At 67.7% G+C, this 7,416-nt stretch carries 7 protein-coding genes and 1 rRNA gene; 3 read left to right on the forward strand and 5 right to left on the reverse strand.

Features of this window, described 5'->3' with window-relative positions:
- Positions 1–9: 9 nt before the first annotated feature.
- The 4 genes from tatC to B9Y64_RS18395 form a co-directional block, all read right to left on the reverse strand.
- Positions 10–759: a twin-arginine translocase subunit TatC gene (gene tatC / locus B9Y64_RS18380; protein ID WP_014038991.1), complete on the reverse strand. Its 750-nt coding sequence runs from the start codon at positions 757–759 to the stop codon at positions 10–12.
- Positions 756–1,214: a Sec-independent protein translocase protein TatB gene (tatB, locus tag B9Y64_RS18385; protein WP_100441940.1), complete on the reverse strand. Its 459-nt coding sequence runs from the start codon at positions 1,212–1,214 to the stop codon at positions 756–758. Before tatB ends, tatC begins: the two co-directional genes overlap by 4 nt.
- A 15-nt stretch (positions 1,215–1,229) precedes the next feature.
- On the reverse strand, positions 1,230–1,457 hold the full coding sequence (gene tatA, locus B9Y64_RS18390; RefSeq protein WP_014648907.1) for a Sec-independent protein translocase subunit TatA: 228 nt from the start codon (positions 1,455–1,457) through the stop codon (positions 1,230–1,232).
- 75 nt (positions 1,458–1,532) lie between these two features.
- Positions 1,533–2,426: a lipid-binding SYLF domain-containing protein gene (locus B9Y64_RS18395; protein ID WP_100441941.1), complete on the reverse strand. Its 894-nt coding sequence runs from the start codon at positions 2,424–2,426 to the stop codon at positions 1,533–1,535.
- Positions 2,427–2,591: 165 nt separating this feature from the next.
- Between B9Y64_RS18395 and hemH the strand changes: the two genes are divergently transcribed.
- From hemH to B9Y64_RS18410, 3 genes are all read left to right on the forward strand, one after another.
- A complete protein-coding gene (hemH, locus tag B9Y64_RS18400; protein ID WP_100441942.1) occupies positions 2,592–3,554 on the forward strand; it encodes a ferrochelatase in 963 nt (320 codons plus the stop codon).
- Positions 3,551–4,405 carry an alpha/beta fold hydrolase gene (locus tag B9Y64_RS18405; RefSeq protein WP_100441943.1) on the forward strand — a complete coding sequence of 285 codons (855 nt, stop codon included), beginning with the start codon at positions 3,551–3,553 and terminating at the stop codon, positions 4,403–4,405. The genes hemH and B9Y64_RS18405 overlap by 4 nt, the downstream gene beginning before the upstream one ends.
- A 290-nt stretch (positions 4,406–4,695) precedes the next feature.
- Positions 4,696–6,801: a methyl-accepting chemotaxis protein gene (locus tag B9Y64_RS18410; RefSeq protein WP_100441944.1), complete on the forward strand. Its 2,106-nt coding sequence runs from the start codon at positions 4,696–4,698 to the stop codon at positions 6,799–6,801.
- Positions 6,802–7,298: 497 nt separating this feature from the next.
- On the opposite strand, the gene rrf is transcribed toward B9Y64_RS18410, so the two are convergent.
- Positions 7,299–7,413 (reverse strand): 5S ribosomal RNA (gene rrf / locus B9Y64_RS18415).
- Positions 7,414–7,416 lie beyond the last annotated feature (3 nt).

The raw sequence follows: 7,416 nt of genomic DNA on the forward strand, positions 1-7,416 counted from the left end.
CCCCTTTTTTCAGGCGGCGGGCTTCTTTACTACTGACGACGGCACCAGCCAGCGGGCGGCGTGGATGCCCAGCTCGTACAGCAGGCACATCGGGATCGCCAGCATCAGCTGCGAGACCACGTCCGGTGGGGTCAGCACCGCCGCCAGCACGAAGATGCCGACGATCGCGTAACCACGGCCTTCCTTGAACTGCTGCGGCGTCACCCAGCCCAGCAGCACCAGGATCACCATCGCCACCGGCAGTTCGAAACTGCCGCCGAAGGCGAAGAAGATCGCCAGCACGAAATCCAGGTAGGCATTCGCATCCGGCGTGATCGCAATCACGTCCGGGCTGAAGGTGGTCAGGAAATGAAACACCGCCGGCAGCACCAGGAAGTAGGCGAAGGCGCAGCCGGTGTAGAACAGCAGCACCGACGACACCAGCAACGGCACCGCCAGGCGCTTCTCACGCGCATACAGGCCCGGCGCGACGAAGGCCCACAGCTGGTACAGCAGCCACGGCACCGCCACGAACAAGGCAACGAAGAAGGTCAGCTTCAACGGCGCGAAGAAGGCACCGGCAGGATTGGTCGCGATCATCGTCTGCCCGTTGGGCAGCTGCGAGACCAGCGGTTCGGCCAGGGCGTTGTACAGCTTCTGGGTGAACGGCAGCAGCGCCAGCAGCGCTACACCCAGGCCCAGCAACGCGCGCACCAGTCGCCCGCGCAGTTCCACCAGATGCTCGACCAGCGAGCTTTCGCCGAAATCCTGTTCACTCATGGCTGGCGCTCCGTGCTCTGCGGCGGCGGCGCACCGGCTTCAGGGGTTGTCGCCGGCGTCGGCTGGGGAGCAACGCTCTCCTGTACCGGTGCATCGGCATGGGGCAGGTCGCTCATATGCGGCGGAAGATCCGCAGGCGCCGGTGCGCGTACCTCCTGCGCCAGCGTATCGCCCTGCTGCTGCGCCTCCTGCGCTTCGCGACGGATCGCTTCGCCGCTGGCGCGCAGCTGGTTCTCGGTGTCCTGCATGCCCTGGCGCACGTCCTGCATCTGCCGCTTGATCTCCTCGGCCTGCAGTTCGCGTTCCAGTTCCTGTTTCACCGAGTCCCACTGATTGCGGGCACGACGCACCCACAGGCCGGCGAAGCGGGCCGCCTTGGGCAGGCGCTCTGGACCGAGCACCACCAAGGCGACCACCGCGATCACCAGCAGTTCGCTGAAGCCGATATCAAACACCGCGACCGCTCCGGATCAGCGAGGGGTGCGGTCGTGCTCGTCCTGCGCGGTGCGCGAGGCGTCCTGGCTGCGCGACTCGTCGCCCAGCTGCGCGTTCGGCTTGTCGTCGTCGCGCATGCCCTTCTTGAATTCCTTGACCGCCGAGCCGAGGTCCTTGGCGCCACTGGTCAGGCGCTTGGTGCCGAACACCAGCAGAACGATTGCCAGCACGACCAACCAATGCCAGATGCTGAAACTGCCCATAAAGACGCTCGTTACGTTAGTGATCAGGCTGTCGAGCATAGCGCACCGGCTGTTAGCCGGCGCGCGTGACGAAAGTCAGTTCCCGCCCAGCGTTTCCGTGCGGATTTCGCCGTCGTTGACCGGCTGGAAGCCCTGCTGCTGCGGCGGCGGGTTCTGCGGCACGTTCTGCAGCGGTGCGGTGGTGGCTTCGGCCGGGGCCGCCGGTGCTGCCTGAACAGGCGCCGGAGCAACCGCCGGGGCCGCCGCCGGACGCGGTGCACTGCCACCGTTGCCATTGCGGTTGTTGCGGGCGGCGTAGGTGGCCTCTTCCAGGCGATCACGGAAGGCGACCACATCCATCGACGGCGTACCCACGGCGCGACCTTCGAAGATCATGCGCGGCGTGGTGTTGCTGCCGTAGGCGTCAAGGTTGGCGGCATCGTCGATCTGCAGCACCGCGCCATCGAGGGCGACGCCGGCGAACAGGCCGCGGGCGCGCGACCACGACCAGATCTCGGCCTTCAGCTGGCCGTCGGTGGCGGCGGCGGCATTGCGGCCGACCGGACCGGCGGCAACGCCCGCATCGGCGCCGAGCGTGAACTTGCCGTTGACCAGGTTGTCCAGGCTGCGGTCGTTGCGGAACACCAGCACCACATCCGAAGACTGAACGCCGGCCTGGAAGCCGATGCTGCCACCGGTCAGCTTGACGAATACCGGGCTGGACCAGGCGCCGTTGGGCATGCGCACCGACATCAGGCCGTGGCCGCGGCGACCACCAATGACCAGGCCGGCCTTGATCGTGTCGGGAATGACGATGACCGCGCGGCCTTCGTCGAGCAATTTGTCCGGAATTCCCTGTTCAGGAATTTCCTGGATTTCAGCCAGCACGCGCACGGCATTGCGGGCGCGCTGGTCTTCCTGCGGTCCGGCCATGGCCTGGCTGGACAGCAGGCTGGCGGCGATCAGCAGGGCTTGGATCGGGCGACGCATGGCAGGCTCCAGAAGTCAGTCCATAGGAAGATATAGCAAGTGACTGAAATTAGTGGTGTTGTCATGAATCGCCAATGAGCGTTCCCTGCTCACATTGATGCGCCCTATGCCTGCAATCCGAACCCTGCATCCCGGCGCGGCACCGGATCGGCGACAATACGCACCATGCTCGACGCACCCGATACCGCCGTGCTGGCGGTCAACCTAGGCACGCCCGAGACGCCGACGGCCCCCGCCGTACGCCGTTATCTGGCCGAATTCCTGTCCGACCCCCGCGTGGTCTCGATCCCGGCGCTGTTGTGGCAGCCGCTGCTGCGCGGGCTGATCTTGCCGCTGCGCAGCAGCCGTTCGGCAGCCAAGTACGCCCAGGTGTGGCTGCCAGACGGCTCACCGCTGATGGTGCATACCCGGCAGCTGGCAGAGGCGATGCAGACCCTGCTGCCGACCCTGAAGGTTCGCCATGCGATGCGCTATGGCGAACCCGCGCTGACCCGCGAGCTCGACCGCCTGGCCGCCGAAGGGGCACGCCGCATCGTGGTGCTGCCGCTGTACCCGCAGTACTCGACCACCACCACCGCCTCGGTCGAAGACCGCGTCGACGCCTGGCAGCGCCGCAACCCGGGCGTGACCGTCAGCCTGGTGCGCGACTACTCGATCGACCCGGGCTGGGTCGACGCCGTTGCCGGCTCGATCCGCCGCTACTGGGAACAGCACGGTCGCGGCCAGACACTGATGTTCTCCTTCCACGGCATCCCGCAGCGCCTGGCCGATGCCGGCGATCCGTACCCGCAGCGCTGCGAAGCCAGTGCGCAGGCCATCGCCAAGGCGCTCGGCCTGGGCAAGGACGACTGGCAGATGGGTTACCAGTCGCGCTTCGGCCGCGAGCGCTGGCTGCAGCCGTATGCCGAACCCAGCCTGTGGGCGCTGGCCGAGTCCGGCGTGAAGCAGATCGATGTGGTCTGCCCCGGCTTCGCCACCGATTGCCTGGAGACGCTGGAGGAGGTCGCGATGGGCTTCACCGAAACGCTGGCCGAACGCGGCGCTAAGATGCGTTACATCCCCTGTCTCAACGCCGAACCGGAGCACGCACGCGCCCTGGCGCGACTGGCCGTGGCCTCGCTGGCATGAGCCTGCAGCCCTTTGAACTCGAGGTCGGCGGCACGCGCGTGGCCGGTCTGCGCAACCACGGCGAGGGCCCGCGCGTGCTGGCCCTGCATGGCTGGCTCGACAACGCCGCCAGCTTCATGCCACTGGCCCCACACCTGTCGTCGCTGCAGCTGGTGGCGATCGACCTGCCCGGCCATGGCCACAGTGCGCATCTGCCGGCCGGTGCCAGCTACACCACGGCGGCCGCGATCTGCCACGTACTCGACGTCGCCGACGCACTGGGCTGGGACCGCTTCAGCCTGCTCGGCCATTCGATGGGGGCCGGCATCGCCAGCCTCACCGCCTCGGTCAGCGACCGCGTCGAACGGCTGGTGGCGATCGAAGCACTCGGCGGCCTGCGTGGGCCCGAGGAAGAAACCGCGCATCGCCTGCGCGAGCATGTGAACGCCACACGCGCGTTGGCGCGCAAGCAGCTTCGCGTATTCCCCGACCTGGCCGCGCCGATCCGCGCGCGGATGATGACCAACCAGCTCAGCGAACACTGCGCACGGCTGCTGGTCGAGCGCGGCGTGGAGCCGGTCGAAGGTGGCTATCGCTGGTGCAGTGATCCGCGCCTGATGCTGCCCACCGCGATCCGCCTCAGCGAGGGCCAGATCGACAACCTGCTGCAGGCCATCGCCTGCCCGACGCAGGTGATCTATGCCACGCCGGCGCAGTCCTACTATCCCGAGCCGATGCGCAGCGATCGCCTGCAGCACCTGCGTGATGGACGGCTGGCAGTGTTTCCCGGCAACCACCACCTGCATATGGAAGACCCGGCACGCATTGCCGAGGTGATCCTGCGCTTCTTCAGCAACGACAACGCCGGCTGAGCGCAGGCGTCCGCGCGCTTCACTCTGCGCGCCTGCGGCCGATACACCAGTTGCGGGCCCCTGCGCCCGCTGCACGCGGGCCCGGTCGGGCCTGCGGCGTGTGTCTGGTTCTGCAAGGAAGTCCGCATGCCTGCTCTGCTGCACCGTCACCCACAGGATGTGGCCACGGTGTCCCGTCTCCGCGTCGCTGATCGCGCCGCATCCCTCGAATTCCCGGCACATGCCCAGGTCACGCCTTGCTGCGTGCGCTGCGGCGTGGCCGTTGTCGTCTGCTGATCCAGGAGTCTCCGATGTCCATTGCATACGCCCGTCCCCCCGATTCCGCCCGCCCGTCGCACCTGCAGCAGATCGCCCGCGGCGCTGACCGCCGTCTGCTGATCGGCAGCGCGGCGCTGGCCATCGCAGGCCTGGTGCTGGCCCTGCGCAGCCCTCAGGCGGTGGCCGCTGGGCTGGTTGCCGCCGTGGTGCTGCCTGCGATGTGGCTGGCAGGTCCGCTGGCCGGCCGCGGCGTCGCCCGCAACGGCCTGGCAATCCTGTTGTCGCTGCAGTTGGCCGTGTTGTGCGCAATCAGCGGCCTGTCGCCGGCATTGCCGATTGCCGTGCTGCTCGGCGTGCTGCTGGGTCACCGTGATCGCCTGCCGGTGTGGCTGGCGGGTGGCGTCGGCATGCTCGTGCTGCTGGCACCGCTGCAGGTGGGCGCTGCCGTGTGGCCAACGCTGCTGCAGGCCGGGATGCTCGCGTGCCTGGCCCTGTTGCTTGGCCAGGTCGCACTGCGGCTGCGCCAGCAGACCGAGGCACTCGGCCACGGCCCCCGCCGGTTGGCCGCGCTGGCGCGCGACATCGCCACCGGCGCCGATCTTGGCGCACATGCCGACACCACCGCCTACGCACCGGGTTCGCTAGCCCATGCGCTGGCCGATACCGCACGCCATGTGCAGGCCCAGCGGGGACGCGAAGCGGAAGCACATGCCGAGAACGCGCAGATCCGCCAGGCACTGGATGCCTCGCGCACTGCAATGATGATCGCCGACAACGATCACGTGATCCGCTACGTGAACCGCTCGGTGGTGGCCCTGCTGCGCAACCAGCAGGCAACGCTGCGCCAGGCCTTCCCCGATTTCGACGCCGAGCGTCTGGTCGGCAGCAGCATCCATCGCTTCCACGCCAATCCGGACCGCATCCGCGCCATCCTCAATGGCCTGCAGGTCACCCACAACGGCAAGGTGCAGATCGGCCCGGTGCACTTCGCGCAGGTGGTTACTCCGGTGTTCGACGCAGAGGGCCTGCGGCTGGGCTTCGCCGTGGAATGGCATGACCGTACCCATGAGCTGGCGCTGGAGAACGCAGTCGCCGGCATCGTCGCCGCCGCCGCCGCCGGCGACCTCGCGCAGCGCCTGCAGGCGACCGAAGGCGCCAGCTTCCTCGATGGCCTGACCGGTGGCATCAACCAGCTGCTGGATACGCTGGGCAGTACCGTCGACGAAGTGCGGCAGATGCTCTCGGCGCTGGCCAATGGCGATCTCGATCGGCGCATGCACGGCGAGTATCACGGCGCCTTCGCCGCGATCCAGCGCGATGCCAACGCCACCGCCGGCCAACTGGCGCGCATGGTCGGCCGCATCCAGCAGTGTGCGTCCTCGATCAGTACCGCGGCCAGCGAGATCGCTGCAGGCAATGGCGCGCTGTCCGAGCGCAGCGAACGCCAGGCGGCTCACCTGCAGGAAACGGCCGCCTCGATGGAAGAGCTGACCGCCACCGTGCGCCAGAACGCCGCCCATGCACGCCAGGCTAGCCGGCTGGCGGTCACCACGCAGACCGCCGCCAGCGACGGCAATATCGTCATGCAGCGGGTCGTCGACACCATGCAGGCGATTGAAGGGGCCTCAAAGCGGATCGGCGACATCACCGGCGTCATCGACGGCATCGCTTTCCAGACCAATATCCTCGCGCTCAATGCGGCGGTGGAAGCCGCACGGGCCGGTGAGCAGGGCCGTGGTTTCGCCGTGGTGGCCAGCGAGGTACGCGTGCTGGCACAGCGTTCGGCCTCCGCCGCGCAGGAGATCAAGAAACTGATCGACGAAGCCGGGCGCCAGGTCGGCGAAGGCGCCCAGCGGGTGGCCGAGGCAGGCCAGCGGATGCAGGGCATTGTTGTCGGCGTTGAGAATGTCAGCCACCTGATGCACGAGATCTCGGCGGCTTCGCAGGAGCAGTCGATCGGCATCGAGCAGATCAACCAGACCGTGGTGCAGATGGACCAGGCCACGCAGCAGAATGCCGCGTTGGTGGAGGAAGCGACCGCCGCAGCACGCGAGCTGCAATCGCAGGCAGGTACGCTCACCGAGGCGGTGTCGGTGTTCCGCCAGCAGGACCCGCACGCGGTCTCGCGAGCCGCCTGATCGGAGCCTGCGGCGCGAACTGATGAAGACGGCGCCCACAGGGCGCCGTTTTTTGTTGCGCAGGCTTGCTGTCGGTAGCTGCCAACCTTGGTTGGCATCGCGCGGACCCACTGTTGGTCCGTCGGCCCTCGGTAGTCGCCAACCTTGGTTGGCGCCTTGACCGCTTACGGAGCGCTCCCACGCACGGCGTGAACCTGCCGGGACGATGCAGGGCCATGGGTTGCCCGCCAACGGCCGGCCCTACCCGTGCTGATCCATCCGTCCCCGGTAGTCGCCAACCTTGGTTGGCGCCCTGGTTGCTTACGGAGCGCTTCCACGCACGGCGTGGACCTGCCAGGGTGATGCAGGGCCATGGGTTGCCGGCCAGCGGCCGGCACTACCCGCGCTGGTCCGCGTGCCCTGGGTAGTCGCCAACCAAGGTTGGCGACTACCGAACCCGCATTTCCTGCGCACAAAGAAAAACCCCGCTGCGTGAGCAGCGGGGTTTTGGGTGTAAACCCTGGCGATGACCTACTCTCGCATGGCTTGAGCCACACTACCATCGGCGCAGCTGCGTTTCACTTCCGAGTTCGGGATGGGATCGGGTGGTTCCACAGCGCTAATTTCACCAGGGAG

Source organism: Stenotrophomonas maltophilia, from assembly GCF_002799245.1.
Classification (GTDB): domain Bacteria; phylum Pseudomonadota; class Gammaproteobacteria; order Xanthomonadales; family Xanthomonadaceae; genus Stenotrophomonas; species Stenotrophomonas maltophilia_S.

What these genes read in the sequence shown, in the direction of transcription:
- tatC (WP_014038991.1), bottom strand. Translation starts at nt 759, where the DNA reads ATGAGTGAACAGGATTTCGGCGAAAGCTCGCTGGTCGAGCATCTGGTG.
- tatA (WP_014648907.1), bottom strand. Translation starts at nt 1,457, where the DNA reads ATGGGCAGTTTCAGCATCTGGCATTGGTTGGTCGTGCTGGCAATCGTT.
- B9Y64_RS18395 (WP_100441941.1), bottom strand. Translation starts at nt 2,426, where the DNA reads ATGCGTCGCCCGATCCAAGCCCTGCTGATCGCCGCCAGCCTGCTGTCC.
- hemH (WP_100441942.1), top strand. Translation starts at nt 2,592, where the DNA reads ATGCTCGACGCACCCGATACCGCCGTGCTGGCGGTCAACCTAGGCACG.
- B9Y64_RS18405 (WP_100441943.1), top strand. Translation starts at nt 3,551, where the DNA reads ATGAGCCTGCAGCCCTTTGAACTCGAGGTCGGCGGCACGCGCGTGGCC.
- B9Y64_RS18410 (WP_100441944.1), top strand. Translation starts at nt 4,696, where the DNA reads ATGTCCATTGCATACGCCCGTCCCCCCGATTCCGCCCGCCCGTCGCAC.